This is a genomic window from Allomuricauda sp. R78024 (assembly GCF_044596045.1).
In the GTDB taxonomy this organism is placed as follows: Bacteria; Bacteroidota; Bacteroidia; order Flavobacteriales; family Flavobacteriaceae; genus Flagellimonas.
Genome location: NZ_CP138995.1, coordinates 3,052,144 through 3,070,818, shown reverse-complemented (window position 1 = coordinate 3,070,818; position 18,675 = coordinate 3,052,144). Strand labels below are relative to the sequence as shown.

At 35.4% G+C, this 18,675-nt stretch carries 22 protein-coding genes; 11 read left to right on the top strand and 11 right to left on the bottom strand.

The window, feature by feature from the left end:
* The first annotated feature begins 56 nt into the window (after window positions 1–56).
* Window positions 57–851, top strand: a complete 795-nt coding sequence (locus SJY44_RS13835) for a DUF6544 family protein (RefSeq protein ID WP_396590189.1) — start codon at window positions 57–59, stop codon at window positions 849–851.
* 17 nt (window positions 852–868) lie between these two features.
* Here SJY44_RS13835 and SJY44_RS13830 read toward each other — a convergent pair whose 3' ends face one another.
* The 5 genes from SJY44_RS13830 to SJY44_RS13810 form a co-directional block, all read right to left on the bottom strand.
* Complete coding sequence (locus SJY44_RS13830; protein ID WP_396590188.1) at window positions 869–1,126, bottom strand: hypothetical protein; 258 nt, start codon at window positions 1,124–1,126, stop codon at window positions 869–871.
* 240 nt (window positions 1,127–1,366) lie between these two features.
* Window positions 1,367–2,050, bottom strand: coding sequence for an ABC transporter ATP-binding protein (locus SJY44_RS13825; RefSeq protein WP_396590187.1), 684 nt, complete (start codon window positions 2,048–2,050; stop codon window positions 1,367–1,369).
* 3 nt (window positions 2,051–2,053) lie between these two features.
* A complete protein-coding gene (locus SJY44_RS13820; protein WP_298927447.1) occupies window positions 2,054–3,316 on the bottom strand; it encodes an FtsX-like permease family protein in 1,263 nt (420 codons plus the stop codon).
* Entirely contained in the window at window positions 3,313–4,398 is a 1,086-nt protein-coding gene (locus tag SJY44_RS13815) for an efflux RND transporter periplasmic adaptor subunit (protein ID WP_396590186.1), read from the bottom strand. The genes SJY44_RS13820 and SJY44_RS13815 overlap by 4 nt, the downstream gene beginning before the upstream one ends.
* A gap of 20 nt (window positions 4,399–4,418) precedes the next feature.
* Window positions 4,419–4,877: a hypothetical protein gene (locus tag SJY44_RS13810; protein WP_396590185.1), complete on the bottom strand. Its 459-nt coding sequence runs from the start codon at window positions 4,875–4,877 to the stop codon at window positions 4,419–4,421.
* A gap of 117 nt (window positions 4,878–4,994) precedes the next feature.
* On the opposite strand from SJY44_RS13810, the gene SJY44_RS13805 reads away from it, so the two are divergent.
* Window positions 4,995–5,498: a hypothetical protein gene (locus tag SJY44_RS13805; RefSeq protein ID WP_396590184.1), complete on the top strand. Its 504-nt coding sequence runs from the start codon at window positions 4,995–4,997 to the stop codon at window positions 5,496–5,498.
* A gap of 4 nt (window positions 5,499–5,502) precedes the next feature.
* The gene (locus SJY44_RS13800) at window positions 5,503–5,871 is read left to right on the top strand and encodes a spore germination protein GerW family protein (RefSeq protein WP_298927437.1); all 369 of its coding nucleotides are present in this window, start codon (window positions 5,503–5,505) and stop codon (window positions 5,869–5,871) included.
* A gap of 60 nt (window positions 5,872–5,931) precedes the next feature.
* Here SJY44_RS13800 and SJY44_RS13795 read toward each other — a convergent pair whose 3' ends face one another.
* The 4 genes from SJY44_RS13795 to SJY44_RS13780 form a co-directional block, all read right to left on the bottom strand.
* Window positions 5,932–7,179: an FAD/NAD(P)-binding oxidoreductase gene (locus tag SJY44_RS13795; RefSeq protein ID WP_396590183.1), complete on the bottom strand. Its 1,248-nt coding sequence runs from the start codon at window positions 7,177–7,179 to the stop codon at window positions 5,932–5,934.
* A gap of 1 nt (window position 7,180) precedes the next feature.
* Window positions 7,181–8,602 (bottom strand): rhodanese-like domain-containing protein, encoded by a 1,422-nt coding sequence (locus SJY44_RS13790; RefSeq protein WP_396590182.1) that lies wholly within the window; start codon window positions 8,600–8,602, stop codon window positions 7,181–7,183.
* Between the two features lie 114 nt (window positions 8,603–8,716).
* Entirely contained in the window at window positions 8,717–9,337 is a 621-nt protein-coding gene (locus SJY44_RS13785; RefSeq protein WP_396590181.1) for a WG repeat-containing protein, read from the bottom strand.
* A gap of 28 nt (window positions 9,338–9,365) precedes the next feature.
* The gene (locus SJY44_RS13780; RefSeq protein WP_298927426.1) at window positions 9,366–9,818 is read right to left on the bottom strand and encodes a DUF2267 domain-containing protein; all 453 of its coding nucleotides are present in this window, start codon (window positions 9,816–9,818) and stop codon (window positions 9,366–9,368) included.
* 122 nt (window positions 9,819–9,940) lie between these two features.
* On the opposite strand from SJY44_RS13780, the gene SJY44_RS13775 reads away from it, so the two are divergent.
* Window positions 9,941–10,762 carry a universal stress protein gene (locus tag SJY44_RS13775; RefSeq protein ID WP_396590180.1) on the top strand — a complete coding sequence of 274 codons (822 nt, stop codon included), beginning with the start codon at window positions 9,941–9,943 and terminating at the stop codon, window positions 10,760–10,762.
* On the opposite strand, the gene SJY44_RS13770 is transcribed toward SJY44_RS13775, so the two are convergent.
* The gene (locus tag SJY44_RS13770; protein WP_396590179.1) at window positions 10,763–11,170 is read right to left on the bottom strand and encodes a hypothetical protein; all 408 of its coding nucleotides are present in this window, start codon (window positions 11,168–11,170) and stop codon (window positions 10,763–10,765) included.
* A gap of 88 nt (window positions 11,171–11,258) precedes the next feature.
* Between SJY44_RS13770 and SJY44_RS13765 the strand changes: the two genes are divergently transcribed.
* The 7 genes from SJY44_RS13765 to SJY44_RS13735 all read left to right on the top strand — a co-directional run bounded on the left by SJY44_RS13765 (window position 11,259) and on the right by SJY44_RS13735 (window position 18,257).
* Window positions 11,259–12,755: a PAS domain S-box protein gene (locus tag SJY44_RS13765; protein WP_396590178.1), complete on the top strand. Its 1,497-nt coding sequence runs from the start codon at window positions 11,259–11,261 to the stop codon at window positions 12,753–12,755.
* A gap of 10 nt (window positions 12,756–12,765) precedes the next feature.
* Window positions 12,766–13,815, top strand: a complete 1,050-nt coding sequence (locus tag SJY44_RS13760) for a response regulator (RefSeq protein WP_396590177.1) — start codon at window positions 12,766–12,768, stop codon at window positions 13,813–13,815.
* A 94-nt stretch (window positions 13,816–13,909) separates the two neighbouring features.
* A complete protein-coding gene (locus SJY44_RS13755) occupies window positions 13,910–14,731 on the top strand; it encodes a universal stress protein (RefSeq protein WP_396590176.1) in 822 nt (273 codons plus the stop codon).
* Window positions 14,732–14,813: 82 nt separating this feature from the next.
* A complete protein-coding gene (locus SJY44_RS13750) occupies window positions 14,814–15,659 on the top strand; it encodes a universal stress protein (RefSeq protein ID WP_396590175.1) in 846 nt (281 codons plus the stop codon).
* A gap of 12 nt (window positions 15,660–15,671) precedes the next feature.
* Window positions 15,672–16,526 carry a universal stress protein gene (locus SJY44_RS13745; protein ID WP_396590174.1) on the top strand — a complete coding sequence of 285 codons (855 nt, stop codon included), beginning with the start codon at window positions 15,672–15,674 and terminating at the stop codon, window positions 16,524–16,526.
* A 6-nt stretch (window positions 16,527–16,532) separates the two neighbouring features.
* On the top strand, window positions 16,533–17,384 hold the full coding sequence (locus tag SJY44_RS13740; protein ID WP_396590173.1) for a universal stress protein: 852 nt from the start codon (window positions 16,533–16,535) through the stop codon (window positions 17,382–17,384).
* 21 nt (window positions 17,385–17,405) lie between these two features.
* Window positions 17,406–18,257 (top strand): universal stress protein, encoded by an 852-nt coding sequence (locus SJY44_RS13735; RefSeq protein WP_396590172.1) that lies wholly within the window; start codon window positions 17,406–17,408, stop codon window positions 18,255–18,257.
* Window positions 18,258–18,294: 37 nt separating this feature from the next.
* On the opposite strand, the gene SJY44_RS13730 is transcribed toward SJY44_RS13735, so the two are convergent.
* Entirely contained in the window at window positions 18,295–18,645 is a 351-nt protein-coding gene (locus tag SJY44_RS13730; RefSeq protein ID WP_396590171.1) for a hypothetical protein, read from the bottom strand.
* Between the last annotated feature and the right edge of the window lie 30 nt (window positions 18,646–18,675).

The window sequence follows — 18,675 nt, the reverse complement described above, 5'->3', positions numbered from 1 at the left end:
ACATATCGTTTAATGAAAGCTCTTGGTAATACTATTTAATTTAATAGTTTGGAAAAATGATAGCTTTGGTTATAGTAGTATTTGTTCTTGTATTGGTACTCTGTATTTTCTATGGATATTATCATTTTAATGCACAGGTTGAAAAAGATAAAGAACAACTTTTTAATCTAACTGGAAACTCCGAGAAACTGGTGACCAAAGAAGATTTGGTTCATCTACCTGATAAAATGAAGAGCTACTTAATCAGAGTAGGTGTTATTGGAAAATGTAGAGATTGCCATGCCATTATCAAACAATCGGGTCAAATAAAACAAAGACAAGATGGAAAATGGATGCATTTTATGGCAAAACAGTTTATGACCGCTAATCCCCCAGGATTTATTTGGGCAGCAAAAGCGTTTCCCATTTTTGTTAAAGACAAAAGCACAGAAGGTAAAGGGGAAGTTAATATCAGCTTCTTAGGACTAAAATCAATAGCGGTTCATCAATCCAAAGAGACAGATGAAAGTGCTTTGGGAAGATGTCTAGGGGAACTGGTTTTTTATCCAGTGGGTTTTTTGAATAATACTATAGAATGGAAGGAGATAGACAAAAATTTAGTGAAAGCTACAATCATTGTTGGAAGCACTGCAACGAACGGGATTTTTCATTTTGATGAGAATGGATTGATAGACCGTTTTGAGTCAAAAAGGTACAAAGCTGAAACTCTGGAGGATTTTACGGGCAAAATAGAGAACTATCAAACCAAATGCGGTCTCTCTATCCCCACTAAAATGAAAGCCATTTGGAATTTAAAGAACGGAGATTTTGAATATTTCAACTGTGATATTATAGATTATCGAATTGAATAAACGGAGGTCAGATAGTTTCAACTGGTTTGAACGCGAACTGGTTTTCTCTTTCTTGTCAGCGCTTTTTTTGGAAGTACTGGAGCGTGGCCCATGTTACACAACTCTCTTCTCACCGAATCCATATCCCTAAATGTTGCATACTCAAAATTGATAGTACGTGCAGCAAGGTTGATGCTAACATTAGCAACAAATCCTAGTTTCTCCAATTTCTGCTTTAAGAGATTGGCCGTTTTTTCATCTTGGAGATTTTGTACAAGCAAGCAGGTCTGTAACACGATTTATAATTGTATAATTAAAAGAGGTCTTTGTCAACTTTCTTGGTTATTTTCATTTAGAAGCCACTATGGCTAAAATTAATACAGTAAATAGATACTTTAAATGACTTAGGTCATCTTAATTCCAGCTTTGGGCAATTAGATTCGCTGTTAAAGAATGAATTTGGAACTCAAGTTATTATAAGAAACTTTTTGTTGGACCTTTTCTTGATCTCATAAACACTTATAAAAATATTTCAGCTAACCGTTAATAATACAGCCATCCTCCATTTGTATGATTCTGTCTGTTTTAGAAGCAAAATCCTTGTCATGTGTAACCACCAAAAGGGATAAACCTGCTTCCTCTTTTAGTTGTTTAAAAATATCGAACACATTCTTTGCGTTGTAACTGTCAAGATTTCCCGTGGGCTCATCACCCATTAAAATTGAAGGATTATTGATTAACGCACGTGCAATGGCTACGCGTTGCTTTTCACCTCCAGAAATTCTATTTGCCTTTTTTTTAGCTAGATGATCAATATGCAACATTTTCAATTTTTCTATGGCGTTATGCTCAATCTCCTCATGGCTCAATTGGGCCAATTTTTTAGCAGGAAGCATTACATTCTCCAAAACACTGAACTCTAAAAGCAGATAATGAAATTGGAATACAAAACCTATATGTTTGTTCCTAAGTTGGGAAAGTTCGTTTCTTGATCTTCCTGTAACATATTCTTCATTGAGGTATAAATCACCTTCATAGTCAGTATCCATAGTCGAAAGGATATATAACAATGTAGACTTTCCTGAACCTGATTTGCCCATAATAGATGCAAACTCTCCCCTTTTTACTTCAAAACTTATATCTTTTAATACATGGAACAAGACAGGTTTTTTAAAGTATTTATTTACGTTTTTTGCTTCTAAAACTTTATGAATAGTCATGGCTTAGGTTCCTCTGATGATTTCTACTGGATCTACTTTTTTTGCTTTGTTAGATGGTAAATACCCGGCAATGAAGGTGGAAATCAAAGCAAATGATATCCCAATGGCATAAAACATTGGGTCATGGTTTATGGGATAAGTGGTTATTGTTGGAAGTGCCTCGGTTTCCCAGGGTAGATTATCTATCAATTGCGAGAACCCAAATCCAATAAGAAGTCCTGCACCTCCCCCAACGGTTCCTATTATTATAGCTTGACTCATGAAAATGAGTTGAACATCGGTGCCAGAAAACCCGGTTGCCTTTAAAATGGCAATATCCTTCATTTTCTCATAAATGAGCATATTCAAAATATTGTAAATTCCGAAGCCTGCAACAATAAGTAAGGTCACGGATACTGAATATGTTATCAAGTTTCGTATTTGGGTTCCAGTTTCAAATTGGGCATTAGCTTCTTTAATATCCATTGCCTTAACATTAAACTGTTTTCCTAAACGATTGGCCATATTGGGGGCATCAGCAATATCATAAAGTTTTACATTGACATCCGTAATATAGTTTTCCGCCTCGCCGAGAATCTTTTGCACTGTGTTTATATTGGTAAAACTTTGGATGTTGTCCACCTCTGCAATTCCACTTTGGTAAATGCCCACTATTTTCAATGGAAAAAGGGTTCCTTTAACCGTACTTATCTGAACACGGTCACCAATGGAAAGTGACATTTTCTTGGCTATACCTGCCCCAAGCAAAATACCATTGGTGTTGTTTTTTAAAGCTTCAGGAGTGCCTTCTGTAATGTAATCATGAAAATTTGATAACCTGACCTCTTCCATAACGTCTATTCCCGTAAGATTGCCTCCTAAATCAATTGAACCAGAGAGGTAGAATATTTGTGCTTTAACTTGAGGAGTAGCACCTCTTACATTATCATCTTCTTTTAAATAGTTTAATATGGGCAATGCATTGTGGATTTTCTTTTGGCTTAGTTTAGGTCTTACGGAATGTATTTGGTTCAAACCATCTTTAAATTCAGGATAAAGTACTATGGGTTGATTTTCAGAAGGTTCAATTTCATTGTAAAGATGTATGTGAGGCGTTTGGTTGAGCACCAGATCATCTAACATGGTGTTGACACCTGTCATAAAACTCACCAAGGTTATGTAAGCGCCAATACCAAAAGTGACACCCAAAGAAGCAGTAACCGTAGATTTTAATTTGGTGACCAAATGTGTTTTGGCAATATTCAATATGACCTTCCAATTAATCATTGCCTAGGTTTTAAAACGGCGATATTTTCATCAATCCCGCTTAGAATTTCCACTCTATCCATACTTTGAACTCCTATAATAACCTCTACTTCTCCATCTTCCGTCAGTACTTTGGTTCCTGCAATAAGATACTCCTTAGGTAATGTAAGAGCATCCTTTTTTTCTGCTATGATGATGTTCCCTTCACCAGAGAGGCCAGGGTACAATTTGTTTGGAGGAGAAACAAAAACAGCTTCGACCTTAAAGGTTTGTGAGCGTTCATCTTTTCTGGGATATATTTTATGTAGTCTGGCTTCAAATACTTCAGCATTGTAAGCATCCAGGGTTACCAATATTCTTTGGCCCAAATTCAATTTTACAATATCCACTTCATCTACTAATAATTCTACCATAAATTTATCGCTCAGACCAACCGCTGCAATAGGCTCCAAGGTATTTACAATTTCACCAGGGTTTTTGTAGAGCGCATAAACCTTGCCATCAATTTTGCTACCTATGGTAAAATCTTCTGAAAGCGTTTGCGAAGTTTTATAATTGTTTTCAGCTTGTTTTACTTGGGTTTGCAATTCTTTCTTTGTGCGCTCGTATTTGCTTTTTAAGAGGCTTACCTTGTTTTGTGAAAGTTCGTAAGCTAATTTTCTATTGTCATATTCCAGTTTGGAACCTATGTTTTGTTTCCAAAGATTTTTTTGACGGAAGTAATTAATAGAATCATTTTTCAATTGTAGTTCAGATGCCTCTATTTCATCCATAATACCTTTTAGCACAGCAGCATTTCCATTATAATTTTCCCTTGCCAATTCAAAGGATAGTTTGGCATTTGCAACACCTAATTTTGGAGAGGTATTGATAATCTGTACAATACTCTCATCCTTGCGCACCAAATCACCTTCCTCAACCAGATTTCTATCTAAGATTCCCACTACTGAAGAATATGCTTGGTACAAGCTATCTGGTTGAACTGTAGCAGAAGCATATACAGATTCTGTTACAGTGATTTTTTCTGGAAATATTTTATCCGTTTTATTGTTACACCCAAATAATCCAAAAAAAAGAGCGAAAAAAAGGAAATGTTTCACCATGATATTTTATGAATATTCTACTATGACTTAAACTTTTTGTTTCTTTTGTTCTTTTTTTGCCATCCTCTCCAATGAGGAAAACCATTTTTATCACGAAGCAGCAGAACATTTTCATTTTTTTGCACCTCCATGGCTATAATGGCAGGAGCACCTTCGTAAGTAATTCTTGAGCCTGTAATAGATAAAGTATCTCCTATAGAAAACAAAACATTTTGGTTGTCTATATACCAAGACGGACCAAGATGTACAGGGATAACTCCTTGGTTACTTTTCACCTCTAGATGTATCCCATAGGTAGATTTTTGCGCTTCGTAGATTGTCAATATTGATGCTACGGATGCATCAAAAGTTTCAATGGTCTTTGGGTTGAACATTTTCCCATAATTGGAAGTTTTATCAGAACTCCCATTCTCTTTCTGAGCATAAAGCGTCATGGTTCCTAGAACCGTGAACGCAATTAAAAACAAAGTCTTTTTCATCTTCATTGATTTTTTTGTTTACTGTTCTCAAAGGTATTTTGATATGGTACAATTTGTAATGACACAGGTCATTGCAGATCGGTTTTAATTCAATTTCTTTTGTTGTAAAAACAGAAAATGGCTGCTTTGGTTGTATTGGTGGTTTTTGCGTTGTTGATCATTGGTTTTCTATTGGTTCCAATTGATTTTTATATCAATACAGATAGTGATCAATATTATCTTAGGCTAAGAGGTTTGGCAACTATAAGTATGGAGCATGACCAAGAAGAGATTCTAAAGTTAAAACTGAAGACTTTCTTTTTTCACCATTATTTCTACCCCTTTAGAAGGCGATTTCCCAAAAAGCAGAAAAAAATCAGGAATAGGGAGAAGACCAAGGGAAATGGTATTTCAGTAAAAAAAATACTTGCGCTACTGAAATCTTTTAAAGTCAAGAAGTTTGTGTTGGACATTGATACGGGTGATTGCCTGACCAATGCAAAACTATTCCCCCTTTTTGCTTTTCTGAACCATTATGTGGCGCATTTTAACGTCAACTTTGAAGAAAGGAACTTTTTATTGATACACCTACATAACCGCCCAATAAACCTTATTAAATCATTTATTAATAGTAAAACGTAATGTTATGGATTTACACTTTGAAGAATTATTGAAACAGATTACGGACTTCATAAAGTCCGAGGCAAAAACGGAAACTATTGTTGGAGAACAATTTCAACTGGGAGAATTTAAATGTGTCCCTGTTATTAAAGTTGGCATGGGATTTGGCTCCGGTGGAGGTGAAGGCACGGAAGGTAAAGCACGTAGAGGAGAAGGAATGGGAGCTGGTGCTGGAATCGGTATAGAACCTATCGGTTTTTTGGTAAGTAGAGAAGACGAAATATCATTCTTGGCGGCCGGTAAAACCCATGGATTGGCAGCAGTATTTGAAAAAGTACCGGATTTAATTGAGCGAATTGCAAAAAATAAGAGCAAGGAAGAAACAATGGCTTAAAAAAGAATTTGTTCATGAAAAAACTGGAGGCGATGGTAAAATCGCCTCCAGTTTTTGTTTTTAAATCTCTTTGCCCTTTAACAGCTTGTTCCAGTATAGATAGGGCAAAATGTACTTTTTTAAAATCCATAAACGCCAATGTTCTTTGGAAGAGTCCTTGATGAACATTCGTTTCAATTTGGGATCTGGCATAAAATTTTTGTCATAATCAAACTCGGCCAAAGCCATTTTACCATATCCGGTTATAAAAGGGCAGGAAGTGTAACCATCATAAGTTTTACTACCTAGTTCCTTGGCCTTTATAAGATGTAAGATATTATTAACGACCACAGGAGCCTGCTTTCTTACGGCGGCGCCTGTTTTTGAGGTAGGTAGATTGCTAGCATCACCAAGACTAAAAATATTTGGAAACTGCTTGTGCTGAAGTGTTTTGCTATCAATATCGACCCATCCCTTTTCATCCCCCAGATTTGATTGGGCTACGAAGTCCGGAGGAACATTGATTGGGACTACATGCAGCATATCATATTTAATTCCGACCAAGTCATTTTCTTCTAATATTTCAAGTTGAATTGGATTATGCTCCACAAAATCAGGCGAAACGTTGAACCAAGCAATCTGGTTTGCACCATCTACTTTTTTTAATTCATGCTTAAATTTGACATTGATACTTTTCCTATTGACAACTTTCCAAAGGGTATCGGCTATTTTCTTCACTGAAAATATGATGTCACTAGCTGACGCAAATACCACTTTGGTGTTTTTCTTGATCCCATGCTTTCTAAAATAATCGTCTGCCAAGTACATTATTTTCTGAGGAGCTCCTCCGCATTTATATGGTTTGGGTGGTTGTATAAATAGTGCCGTGCCTCCTTTAAAGTTTTTGATGACCTGCCAAGTATGATTGGGATTGGTATAATTGCTACAGACAACCCCTTTGTCAAGTACTTCTTCCAAGCCCTCTGTTAATGAAGGTGCAAGTTTTAACCCTGGTGCTATAACAAGGTACTCATATGTGATTTGCTTACCGTTTGATATAGTGACAGTGTTATTTTTAGCCTCTATGGATATAACCTCATACTTGACCCAATCAGCTTTTTTGGGAATCACAGTTTTCATGGGCCTCATGGTTCTTTTATAATTATAGGTGCCCCCACCAACCAAGGTCCAAGCAGGTTGATACCAGTGACTTTCAGAAGGCTCTATAATACCAATATGCAATTTTGGGTTCTTTTTGAGCAAACTGCTTGCAACTATCAGGCCAGCCGTTCCACCTCCAACAATCAATATTTGATATCGACTTTTCATTTTATAACATGGTAGTGGGCTCAGCGTAATCAGAAATATCAAACTTTCCAGTTTCTTTCATCGCTTTGAATCCGCCTTTAATATCAATCATGTTCTCATAACCCATTGAACGGAGAATTGAAATGAATACCATAGACCTATAGCCACTTCTGCAATGGACATAATAGATTTTATTTTTGTCAATTTCTGATAGGTTGTTTTGAAGATAATCCAACGGGAGGTTGATAGCATGCAACATATGCTCGCTATTGTATTCGCTCTTTCTTCTTACATCTAAAACATTTACATGTTTCTCTTCCATTATTGATGCGAGCCTTTCTGCTCCAATCGATTTTACGGTGTACAATTGTTTACCTGTCTGTTGCCATGCTTTAACACCACCTTCTAAATAGCCAAGGGTATTGTCAAAACCAATTCTGGCCAAACGAGTGACTACCTCTTCTTCTTTGCCTTTTTCGGCAATAATCAATAGTGGTTGTGCTACATCAACTATCATTGTGCCTACCCAATTGGCAAAACTGCCATCTAACCCAATGTTGAAAGAGTTTGGAATATATCCTCGTGCAAATTCTTGTGCATCACGGGTATCTATGATTATGGCAGAAGTTTCTTCCATAGCGGTTTCAAAAGCCGCAACGCTTAGTGGGGTAGTACCTTTAGCAATAACGTGGTCAACTGCTTCGTAACCCTTAATGTTCAAAAGGACATTTTGTGGAAAATACCCTGGAGGTGGGGTTAAGCCTGTTAAAATACTATCAATAAAGGCTTCTTTGGATAGATTGAGATTCAAAGCATAATTTGTCTTTTTTTGATGTCCAAGCGTATCTGTAGTTTCATCACTCATCATTTTGCCGCATGCGCTGCCTGCTCCATGGCCAGGATACACGATAATGTCATCATTTAAGGGCATTATTTTGTTTCTTAAAGAATCAAATAAATGTCCTGCCAATTTCTCTTGCGTTAGTTCTGCAATTACCTTTTGTGCCAAATCCGGTCTGCCCACATCACCAATAAAAAGAGTGTCACCTGAAAACAAGGAAGTTTCCTTTCCGTTTTCGTCAATTAATAGATAACAACTACTTTCCATGGTATGGCCAGGGGTATGAATTAACCTTACCGTAGCATTTCCTAATTGAAATTCTTGCCCATCTTTTGCCGACAAAAAATCAAAACCTGTTTCCATCGATGTAGGACCATAAACTATTTTAGCTCCGGTTTTTTTGGCCAGATCAATATGCCCTGAAACAAAATCTGCATGAAAATGCGTTTCAAAAACATATTTGATTTTAGCATTACGTTCATTGGCCATTTCAATGTATGGGTCTACTTCGCGTAAGGGATCTATAATGGCTGCTTCGCCATTACTTTCAATATAATAGGCACCTTGTGCCAAGCAACCTGTGTATATCTGTTCTACTTTCATAAATAAGATGTTTTATATGATAACTTTTTGATGTGATGAAGTACTAAAATCTGTATTACAATTACAGTAACAAAGGTTACTAAGCTCAAAAAAAAGGATACTGGTAACCAACCTCTAAAAGTTTAATTTTCTAATTTCCCAATTGTCTTCAACTCTTATTGCAACTAATTTATCATTGAGTATTTTTGATGTAATACGAGGAAGTTCGTACCTGCTTTTCTTCAATTGTATATTATACCTTCTTCCTAAAAATTCTATGATTTCACCTGAAGTATCCATTAATACTTCATGAAACTTGTCTTCATAAATGTTAAGTTTGAATTCATTCCGTCCCCTAAAAATTTTCTCATGTATTATCCCTGTGGTAACTCCATCTTTAAAAAGGTTTACGTTTAAAAATTGATATTCAATTACTAACTCGCCCTTTGTGTCAATAAAACCATATATGGGAATTTCATCAACATATTTTCTTACGATACAGCGCCCATTGGTGAATTTTGGGTATCTAATTGCTTTTACACCCTCTGATGAATCATTCGCATTTGGGTTCCAATAAACATCTCCCCTAAAGTCAATGATAATATTGCCCAGGTCGTCAATAAATGCCCATTGATTTCCCTTCCTAATTCCTGCAAGACCTTCACTGAATGGAGCAACTTCATCCAAAGCTTTTGGTAATTGCGCGGTTAAGGTCGCACTCAAAAAAATTACTAGTATTGTTATTATTGTTTTCATCTCTTATTTTTTTGCTTTCTTACTATTTTTAAAACATAATATTGGAATACACCATGTTTTTTAATTCCTTGGGCAATGAATCCCTTATATCTTCCAGTTCACCCAGTGATACATACCTCCTTAAAAAGATAAAGGTTGTTTGGATATATCTTTCGGCAACTTCATCACTGTACTCATAATCGTTGATTGCGGCCGGGCCGCCATGTTGGCGAACCAAATCAATAAAATCCGCCATATGCTTAGTTTTAATTTTCTTAGCATGAAAGCTCCAGCCATGAACGTAAACCGCTTTAAGAAACATGGGCAATTGTGCCATAAACTGAAATGATTCCTGTATTGGGATGATATCGCGCAAGGCATGAAGAATTGCACTCAAAATGCGTCCTGATTTCTCTTTATTATCTCCAAGATTCATTTTCTTGGTGTAGTCATTCATGAACTTATTTCCTTCCGCGGCATATTTGTTAAAATTAAGTGCCATACTTTTTATTTAGTGATTACCACAAAGGTTGGAGTAGGTAATTAGATACAAAATGACATAGGTCATGGTTCGGGGTAAATTCGCCATTTACTTTTACATTCAATTTCTCATATAAAGAGTCAATGAAAAAAATATTGGTACCAGTTGATTTTTCTGAATATTCAGAATATGCCTTGGAAGTGGCGGCCCAAATTGCAAAAGAACAAAATGCTAGTATTGTTATTTTTCATATGATTGGTCTTTCTGAGTCTGTTCTTTCCAAATCTGAACTTGAGGAACAAGAAGAGGCTAAATACTACATCAAATTAGCTAAAGACAAAATAAAAACGTTTACGGATAAACCCTATCTAAAAAACGTAGTGGTTAAAACGGTACTCCAAAACTTCAAGATTTTTAGTGAGGTTAATTTAGTGGCCAAAGAACAAAATATCGACTTAATAGTTATGGGCTCTCATGGCATTAGTGGTTTAAAAACCTTCTTTGTGGGCTCGAATACCGAAAAAGTAATACGAACTGCAGAGGTGCCGGTAATTGTAATAAAAAAGAAACGCTCAAGTTTTGACATTAATAACATTGTTTTTGCATGTGATTTAAAACCTGAAAACTGTAGTGCTTTCAACAAGGTTAAAGATTTTGCCTTGACATTTTCTGCAAGGCTTCATCTTGTGTATATCAATACCATTGGTATTAATTTTATGAGCAATTCTCAAATACAAGAGAAAATAGACGCATTTACATCCTTGATAGGAGAAGAAATACCTATCAAAATTTATAATGATTATTCCATTGAACAAGGAATATTCAATTATGCCAATGATATATCTGCAGATATTGTGGCTATACCAACCCATGGTAGAATAGGTTTGGCTCATTTTTTTATGGGAAGCATAGGAGAAAGTGTGGCCAACCAGGCAAATACCCCAATAATGACGATTAAAATTTGATTACCCTCTAAAAAGTAATTCCAGTCTGCCCAGCAAGATGAGTTCAGATTTATTTCTCCCTGCAAATGCAGATGCTATGGCTTTTGATGTAGATTTAATTAAATACTTTATTTCTTCACTGAACAATTTACGATGTTCAGTATAAAAGGCTTCAAATTCCTCATAACACTCTTCACCATTCTTTTCATATTCCAGTAACCAATCAAAGACACTTTCAATCTGAAAAGCTGCATCTGTGCCATATTCATCCTCAATATCGCCTACTTTCAACCAGCTTTCCCTTACTGTTTCTTTCAATCTATCAATTTCCTTAACATGCACACTATGATCCGCTTGTGCAACTGCATAAAAAAGTTTGCCCAGGTTTTGGTAAAACACTTTTCCCATTTCTTCTTTAGAATCTAACATACCGCTAATATTAATGTTCAATCAAAAGTAACAGTCATGAAATCTTTTTTCTATGACCAAAATCAGTAATAAGAGTTACCTTTAAGTTGTGAAACTATTTGAAGAAAATAATATTTTTAAAATCCTTTCAGAAGCAATTTCTGAGGGAATTCTCATAGTAAATGACAGACAGCTTATCGTTGCCAGTAATGCCGTGGCAAATAAAATGTTTGGGTATGCTAAGGAAGAACTTAATGGAAAATCTTTAGAAACTTTATTGCCCAAGAAATCTAGAAGCTGTCACGAAGGACATTTTGGTGAATTTATAAAAGAGGGCGGAAAAAGAAGTATGGGTTTGGGTTTGGACCTTGAGGGCATTAGAAAAGATGGTGCTGGGTTCCCTGTTGAAATCGGCCTAAATTCATTCAAATTATTGAGGAAAGATTATGTGATGGCCTTGGTAATCGATATTTCTGAACGTAAAAAAGCAGAACAGGCGATTAACCATTGGTTCCGGATTTTTAATGAATCCCTAAATGAAATATTCGTTTTTGATTATAATACATTTACTTTCTTAAATGTTAATCACGGCGCACAATTGAATCTTGGCTATTCAATTGAAGAATTGGAACAAATGTCCATATTGGATATAAAACCAGAGCTTTCAAAAGAAAGTTTTACCAGGCTTCTTAGACCTCTTCTAAAGAATAAAAAGGAAAAGATTGAGTTTGAAACCATGCACCAGCGAAAAGATGGTTCCACATATCCTGTGGAAGTTCACCTGCAATTATCAAAAATCGGAAAAAAACGGGTTGGCGTAGCCATTGTTCTTGACATAACCGAAAGAAAAGGGTACACACAGAATCTTGAAAAAAAGGTCGAAGAACGCACAGAGCAACTTAGCGAGGCATTAAAAGCAGAGAAAAAACTAAATGAACTAAAGACCAAATTTTTATCTTTAGTATCCCATGAATTTAAAACCCCTTTGACCAGTATTTTGACTTCTACGGCGCTATTGTCCAAATATACCGAGACCGATCAGCAAGAAAAACGGAATAAGCATATTGAAACAATCAAATCCAAAGTCAAACATTTGGATGACATCCTTACAGACTTTCTTTCACTTGAAAGGTTAGAATCTGGCAAGGTTACATATAATCCAGCTCTATTCCCATTAAGCAAATTGATCAATGAAGTTGTTTATAGCGCAAATACACTATTAAAAGAGGGGCAACGTATTTTATACCCTAAGAACATTGATGACATTTCCATAAAATTTGATGAGAAAGTAATGGCCCTTGCATTATCTAATTTGGTACATAATGCCATAAAATACTCTCCTGAGAATACATCAATAGAACTGATTGTAAAGCGCAGTCAAGATGCAATGATGATTCATGTAGTAGATCAGGGTGTTGGTATTCCTAAAGAAGAGCAACCATTTATTTTTGAAAGGTACTTTAGGGCAAGCAATGTTTTAACCACCCAAGGCACTGGTATTGGACTTAATATTGCAAGACAACACTTGATTAACCTTGGCGGTAATGTTACATTTGAAAGTGAACTGGGAAAAGGTTCTATTTTTATACTAGAGATTCCAATTTAAACATAAGAAGGTGAAAAAAATTCTTTTAGTTGAAGATGATTTGTCCTTACGCGAAAATATAGCGGAACTTCTTGATTTATCTGGATTTCTGGTATTTGACGCTGCAAACGGAATGATTGCCATTGAAATTGCAAAAAAGGAATGCCCTGACCTTATTTTATGTGACATTATGATGCCAGAGCTGGATGGCTATGGCGTACTTGAAGTGTTATCATCTTATGAAGAGACCAAGCATATTCCATTCATTTTTGTTTCAGCCAAGACCGAACGCCAAGATGTTAGAAGAGGAATGGATATGGGAGCCGATGATTACCTCACCAAACCTTTTGAAGAAGAAGAACTGTTAAGTGCCATTCATTCAAGGCTTGAAAAGGCAAAACTTATGGACAGTGCTTTTTCTGCCCGTTTTGAAGCAATTAAGAACAAAAACGAAATACGGTCTTTGCATGAGCTCAAAAACTTTTTTGATGATCATGGAGAACAATACTCTTTTAAGAAAGAAGAGACCATATATAATGAAGGAGACCACTCTAATAACGTCTACTTAATACTTAAAGGAGTTGCAAAATGCTATAAGTTGGAAGAACAAGGAAAAGAACTGATTACTGCTTTGTATGCAGCTGATGAATTTCTTGGATTTACTTCTTTAATGGAAAATATACCTTATCAAGAATGCGCAGTTGCTATTGAAGATGTTGAACTTGTTGGTATTTCTAAATCTAAGCTTAAAACCATTCTTGAAGAAAACCAAAAGGTCTCTTTAGAACTTATGGAAGTCATGGCCGGTAATATTTCACAGATAAAAGAGCAGCTTCTTCAAATGGCATACAGTTCTGTTAGGAAAAAAACCGCCAGAACCTTGCTGCAGTTTGAAAAAGCAATGAATCAAGGACTGGAAAAACCCTTACAAATTACCAGAGGAGACCTTGCCAATGTAGCCGGTATTGCTACAGAAAGCCTTATTAGAACTTTGTCCGATTTTAAAAATGAAGGATTGATTAGCGTTGAAAATAGAAAAATCCGGATTTTAGACCAAGAATCTTTACAGTACATTAATTAAAATCTGTAGTGGTTTTTACCATTGTGTCAAAATGATATTTATCATTCATAATTGATATTCATGACGTTAACTTAGTTGTGTTATTTCATTAACAATGAAAAATATTTTGATTCCCATAGATTTTTCAGAATACTCTGAAAATGCACTGAGATATGCCCAAGGTTTGTTTTATTCAATGGATTGTAATTTTTATCTGTTACATGTCAATACAATTTTAAATTCTGAAAGGAAAACTGTATTAGGCAAACCCGTAAACGGTGCAAAAGATGTATTATCCAAACTGATGGATAAAACCAGACAGCAGAGTACAAATAACAATCATTCTTTTTTTGCTATCAATGAACACGGTTTCTTTATAGAATCTGTAAAAAAACAAATAGAAGACAAAGGCATTGATCTTATTGCCATGGGAACCAAAGGGGTATCTGGGTTAAGAGAAAAAGTAGTTGGCAGTAATGCTGGGGATGTTATTACCAAAGTGCAGTGCAACACATTGGTAATACCCAAAGAAGTTGTTTTTTCAAAACCCTCTGAATTGGCATTTCCCACAGACTTTAATATTTTTTATTCCCATAGTATTCTAAGTTCTATTACAGAAATACTTCATTTAAGTGATGGGCGAATTAGGATAATGAATGTGTCCAAACAAGATCAGAAACTTAATTCTAATCAAGAACAGAACAAAGAATATTTGTTCGATTTCTTTGAAGAATCTTTCCAAAAAGGATTTAGTTTTCATACAATAACAAATAAAAATGTAAAATCTGCCATACAGTGTTTTGTGGAAAGCAGGGATATTGATATGATTATAATGGTAGCAAAAAACCTTAATTTTATACAACAGATTCTTTTCGACTCGATTGTAGAAAAAATTAGCTTCCATACTAAAAACCCGTTTTATGTTATCCATGAATAACTAGGGTGATACAACTCATTAATTGACCAATATCATTTTATGCCTTTTGGTCTTAGTATACTTTTAGTCAAAGTTTTTGACTATGAATGTTATCCTTGTCCCAACAGATTTCTCAGAAAATGCGCTACATGCTCTAAAATATGCGCAAGAGCTTTATAAGAACACAAGGACTGAGTTCTATATTATGAATGCCTTTGCCGATAAAGTCTATGGAAGGTTTAATAATTCAACTGTTAGTGAAAGGAAAAAGGCGGAAAGAGATATTAGACTGGAAGTTGAAAAAGAATTGGATGTATTGATCCAATCAGTAATTGGGATGCCCCCAAACCCTTTGCACGTTTTCCACGCAGTTGCATCTTTTGACAGTTTGGTGGATGGCGTAAATGACTTTGTAGATCAGCTCAACCTAGATTTGATAGTAATGGGGACTAAGGGAGAAACCAGCAACCATAAAACAACTTTTGGAAGTTTTACCATTGAGGTTTTTAAATACGTTAAATGCCCGGTTTTGGCAATCCCCCAAGATTTTGAACACAGACAACCCAAAGTTATTATGTTTCCTACAGATTATATGTTGCCTTATAAAAGAAGGGAATTAAAGCTTTTGGGCAATTTAGCAGGAGAGTTCAAATCAGAAATTCATTGTGTCCATATTTCAGATTTTGAAGTGTTGAGCCATAGACAGGAAGACAACAAGTTATTCTTAAAACGCACACTTTCAAAAGCCTATCTCTCCTTTAAAATGATTCCTACTCAAAATAGGGTTGAGGCCATATTGGAATACATAACCCAAAACAATGTTGGTATGTTGGCAATGGTCAATTCAAGACATTCATTTTTTGAAGATATGCTGTACCGTTCTTCTGTTGATGAATTAGGTCTAAAGATTAAAATTCCTTTTCTGGTCATGCAGAATTTACCTAGATAAATAGTTAGAAAAATGAAAAAGATACTCTTACCCACCGATTTCTCTAAAAACGCTTGGAACGCTATTGATTACGCACTTCAATTTTTTGAAAATGAAGCGTGTTTGTTCTATGTTTTAAACACGTATACCCCATCATTCTATAGAGTAGATTACATGGTCGGGGGGCCGGTTCATAGTGCCATACCAGATGTAGGTGTGGATTTATCATTGGGTGGATTGGAACATACGCTGTTAAGAATTGAAAAAAAATATAAGAACCCTAAACATCAATTTGAAACACTTTCCGCCTTCAACACCCCAACAGATGAAATAAAGGAGGTTTGCGAGACCAAAGACATAGATATGGTTGTTATGGGCACACAGGGAGCTTCAGGTGCAAAAGAACTGTTCTTGGGTTCCAATACGGTGCATGTTATCAGAAAATCAAAACGTCCTGTGTTGGCAGTACCCGTGGAATATGATTTCAGAAAAATAACACAAGTTCTTTTACCTACGGATTATGCATCAAAATACAATCTCAACGAGTTGGAACCATTGTTAGAGATAGTATCAAAAAACAAGGCCTTATTGCATGTGGTACATGCTGTTGAAGAAGATGATTTAACTCCAATTCAATTAGAGAACCAGGAACACTTGAAGGTTTTGCTAAAAGGTTTGTCAGTGGTCTTTCAAGATATCACGGATGCATATATGCCTAATGTGGTGCACAGTTATGTAGAAAAGAACGATATGGATTTAATTGTTATGATGAACAAAAAACACTCATTTCTTGAGCGTTTGCTGTTAAAACAGAACGTGGATTCTATTGGTTATAGCAGTACAGTGCCTTTCCTGGTGCTACATGATACATCAGAAATAATTAAATAAGGTGCTATGAAACAGATTCTTTTACCCACAGATTTTTCAGAAAATGCCTGGAATGCGCTTTTCACCGCAATAAAGCTTTACGCAGATTTTGAATGTGTATTTTATCTACTGCACGTCTATGAACCCAAATCACAAAATATTGCTGGGTTTAAAAGCTCTGTTAGGGCAGGTGAAGTCTATCAATCATTATCAGACTATTCAGAAAAAGAACTGAAAAAAATCACAACCTACCTTAAGCAAAACCATGGTATTCAAAATCATACTTTCAAAACAATTTCAGTCAAAGGAAATGTTGTAACTGTTATCAAGGAACTTATCCCAAAATATGATATTGATGTCATTATGATGGGCACAAAAGGGGCTACGGGCGCAAAAGAGATTTTTATGGGAAGCAATACGGTTAAGGTCTTAAAAGCGGTAAAAAATTGCTCATTGATTGTTGTACCAAAAACATTTGATTTTCAATTAATGAAGACCATAGTTTTTCCTACTGAATATGCGCACTTTTTTCCGAAAGGGATATTGAAGCCATTTTTGGAATTAATAGATGTATGGAAATCTGAGATTAAAATATTTCATGTGGCCCAGGAATTTAGACTGAGCAGCCTACAACGTTATAACAGGAAAATTTTAAAAAAAAGATTGGAAGGATACCCATATTCTTTTTACAAAGTGACTATAAAATCGACTGTTTCAAAAGCCATCCGAGATTTTTCCAAAGAACAGGCTGCAGACCTAATTGTTCTTACCAATTACTCCCATACATTTTTGGAACGGTTAACGCAAGAACCTGTAGTGAAGAAAGTAGGATTTAAAACCAGTATCCCTCTAATGGTCCTTCCAGACTTTGAAGGGTAATCAATAAATGGTATATACATTATGCAAAGGATATTATTTCCAACAGATTTTTCTGAAAACGCATGGAATGCAATCGTGTTTGCGCTATCACTTTTCAAAAACGAAGAATGTGAATTTTTTATTTTGAATGTTTTTCAATTGGGTTCCTCAGGACTTGTTACCACAATAAACAGGGCCAATGAAACAAGGCTTTACGAGATAACCAAAGAAGAATCAAAAAGGGGATTGGAAAAGACATTGAAACGCATTGAAGAAAGTTATGAAAACCCTAAACATAAATTCAATACTCTTATACGAATAAGTACTTTGACCAACGCAATACGCCAAGTTGTATTCGATAAGGATATCGATTATATCATTATGGGAACCAAGGGAGCAACAGGGCTAAAAGAAGTTTTTATGGGCAGCAATACATACAAAACCATAAAAAATGTTGATCTCTGTCCGATTATAGCAGTGCCAGATGATTTTAAACATGATACTATTGAAACAATTCTCTTTATTACGGGGTTGGAACATGCTTACCATACTTATGAAATAAAACCCATGATTGACATTGCAAAAATCCTTAATGCCAAAATAAGAGTGCTATATTTAGGTGATATAAATACACTTGAACCACATCAAAAAACCGCTCATGAATTAATTCAAAAACGTCTTAAAGGGGTGAATCATGAGCTTGTAATTTTAAAAAAAGAAAAGCCTATCAACATTACAATAAAAGAGCTTGTTGAAGAAAACAATGATATTGGCATTGTATGCATGATAAACTATTGGCACAGTTTTTTTGAAACAATAATCAATGAAAGCGTAATAAAAAAAGTTGCTTTCAATACCCAAGTTCCATTTTTGGTAATGCATCTTTACGACTAAAAAAAGACCTACTGGTTAATTTCCTTTCATTTTTACCTTAAGCTGATTGTTCCCTATTGATTCTGCCAATTGCCAAGAAAGCATTGTTGAGAATTATGAAGTCCTTGTCTAGAGTGTTCAGCTTATTTTTTGTTTGAATGGGTATGTCATTGTAATCCAATCCCATTGAAAGTTCTTTTTCCGACATATTTATCTTACGCCGTATTTCTTGAAGTAACATTGCGATCTCTCGTATCTCATCTAAATTTTCAACCGCGTAAGAATTTGTGAAAAGCCCATCCAATTGCGCTTTCATCTTGGTTAATTGATGGTTGTACATCACTAGGATAGTTTTAAGATTTTTCCTTTTGATTGAACTATGTGTTGAGGATTCTATTGATTTTTCCATTTTTCCGTTAATTTTTAGGAAAAATAGAGA